Annotated in this window: 2 protein-coding genes and 2 pseudogenes; 1 reads left to right on the forward strand and 3 read right to left on the reverse strand. The window is 70.1% G+C overall.

From position 1 onward, the window contains the following. Positions 1 to 305 precede the first annotated feature (305 nt). Positions 306 to 620, reverse strand: a complete 315-nt coding sequence (locus EQG76_RS31935; RefSeq protein ID WP_200841253.1) for an SDR family oxidoreductase — start codon at positions 618 to 620, stop codon at positions 306 to 308. Positions 621 to 1,027: 407 nt separating this feature from the next. On the opposite strand from EQG76_RS31935, the pseudogene EQG76_RS33835 reads away from it, so the two are divergent. Further along, a pseudogene (locus tag EQG76_RS33835) lies at positions 1,028 to 1,508 on the forward strand (response regulator transcription factor); the annotation flags it as partial. Positions 1,509 to 1,623: 115 nt separating this feature from the next. On the opposite strand, the gene EQG76_RS30140 reads toward EQG76_RS33835, so the two are convergent. Together EQG76_RS30140 and EQG76_RS30145 are read right to left on the reverse strand one after the other, a co-directional pair. Next, positions 1,624 to 2,013: a response regulator gene (locus tag EQG76_RS30140; protein ID WP_200841255.1), complete on the reverse strand. Its 390-nt coding sequence runs from the start codon at positions 2,011 to 2,013 to the stop codon at positions 1,624 to 1,626. Between the two features lie 15 nt (positions 2,014 to 2,028). Beyond that, positions 2,029 to 2,338: pseudogene (locus tag EQG76_RS30145) on the reverse strand (histidine kinase); the annotation flags it as partial.

Genomic DNA, 2,338 nt, shown 5'->3' on the forward strand with positions numbered 1-2,338 from the left:
CCTGGCGTTCTGCGATCAGCGCCGTAGCGACCGCCGGTCCAGCGCACTGGGCCGGCTTGGCGGACTCTTGGGCGGGATCAGCGTCGGCCTTCGATCCCTCAGCCGGACCGATGCGCGGCGAGTGTCCGCCTCGGCCTGCCGGGCGGTGGCTGGCGCCTGGGGGCACAGGCCGGCATGGGGCTGCTCCCGATCCATGCCTGGTCAGGCAAGCGGTTCAGGTGAGGCGCAGGCCGCCATCGACGGCGATCGGTAGGGCCTGGTGCCACTGCGTTCGCACGGATGTCCTGGGGCGCCAGTGCCAACGCTCAGCAGCGGGTGAGCTGCTCCAGCGCTGCCTTGCTGGCGGCATAGTGCGATAGGCCCACCGCCGGCCGTTGGCGGAATGTGCTGGAGGTGTTGACGATACTGCCGCGCACTGCCGCCAGATGCGGCAGTGCCGCTGTCGCCAGCAGGCTGGAGCCCAGCATGTTCACGGCGAGGATCCGCTCGATCTCGGCCGCCCTGGCCTCCGCCAGCGGGAGAATGGCTCCCGCACCGGCATTGTTGACCAGCACGTCCCGACGACCCTGGCGGTCGATCGCCTCGGCCACAGCGCCCCGCGTCGTCGGGGTCTGCCGCATCGGCCACCAGCCCGACGATGTCAGAATGCCCGGCTGCGGTCGCTTCCAGTGCTGCTGCACGCCGCCCGCTGATGACGACCTTCGCGCCCGGCCCAGCGAAGCGCAGGGCGAGGCTCGTCCGATGCCCGAGCGTCGGATATCGGCACGCCCGAGATGGACGGCTTTCAGCTCTGCGACGCCGTCGTCCAGGCGCATCCGGACCTGCCCGTCCTGATGGTGACCGGCGTTACGAGATCACGGATCGGCCGGGCAGGGCCGCCCTGGCGAGCGCGCTGTTCCGCGAGCCCATCGATGGCCAGCTCCTGCTGGCTGCCGTGGAGAAGACCCTGGCTAAATGACCCGGGGAGGGGCCATGTTGCAGCAATCGTCCCGACAAGCCCTGTCGTCGCCGGATCCGTCGGCCGGCCATCGTCCTGGTGGTGGATGACGACCGCGCGGTCGGCGAAGCCTTGAGCGAGCTCATCCGCTCGATCGGGCTGAACCCGGTCTGCTTCGCCGCCATGCAGGAACTACTGGCATCGGGGCAACTGGATCGGCCGGGCTGCCTCGTCCTCGACGTGCGCATGCCCGGTACCGGCGGCCCGACCTCCAGCGGCACGTGGCCCAGCGCGGCAGCGCAAGCCGATCGTCTTCCTCACCGGGCACGGGGACATCCCGATGATGGTGCAGGCCATGCAGCTTGCCCGGCATTTCGAGACCCTGACGCTGCGCGAGCGGCAGGTCTTCCGGGAGGTGGCCAGGTGCCGGCTGAACAAGCAGATCGCCTTCGACCTCGGCATCGCGGAGGTCACGGTGAAGGTTCGCCGGGGCAACGTGATGCCCAAGCTGCGGGCCGGATCGATCGTGGATCTCATCCGCATGCGGGAAGGGCTGCCCCTGGAGCAGCGCTACGGGAGCGGGCCGGATCTTGCCGGATCGCCGGTTCCGCCCGATCGTCATGCCCGAGGCAGTGCCTGGGCAGGGTGGCCTCAGGCGGCGGCACCGCCGTCATCTCGCCGGGCCGTCAGGTCTCCATCACCTGCAGGATCGCCCGGACCAGGCGGCGCTCGCCGACGGGCTTGCCAATGTTGACCGCCTCGGCCAGGACGGCATTGCCCCGCAGCCGCGACGGCTGATAGGCGGTTGTCAGCACGAACGGGATGTGCTGCCGCGCCAGCGCTTCCGCCACCGGCGTCACCATCACGCCGTGCAGGTTGACGTCGAGCACGGCTACGTCCGGAAGCTGGGTGCCCAGCAGATCGAGCGCTTCCTCGACGCTCGTCACCGGCCCCAGCACCCGCCAGCCCTGCGCCAGGATGATGGCCTCCAGCTCCATGGCGAGCAGGAACTCGTCCTCGACTACCAGCACCAGAGGCGTGGGTGACGGCGCATATGAACCCGCCCGGTCGGGCACCGGTCCTCCTGATGCTCAGCGCATCGGCAGGTTGATCTCCGCCTGCAAACCGCTGGTCGCGAAGGACAGTTCCGCCCGCGCGTGCAGATCGCGCGCCGCCGCGTTGATTAGCCGCGTGCCGAAGCTGTGGGTGGCCGGCTGCTGCACCGTCGGCCCACCTTCCTCCCGCCAGCGCAGCGCCAGGTGCTGATCGCCCACTGCACCGCTCAGCGTCCAGCCGACCCGCACCCGGCCACCCGGCACCGACAGGGCGCCGTGCTTGACGGCGTTGGTGCCGAGCTCATGCAGGATCATGCCGAGCGGCAGCACCTGATCAGGCGCCAGC

It is taken from the genome of Geminicoccus flavidas, assembly GCF_009806515.1.
In the GTDB taxonomy this organism is placed as follows: Bacteria; Pseudomonadota; Alphaproteobacteria; order Geminicoccales; family Geminicoccaceae; genus Geminicoccus; species Geminicoccus flavidus.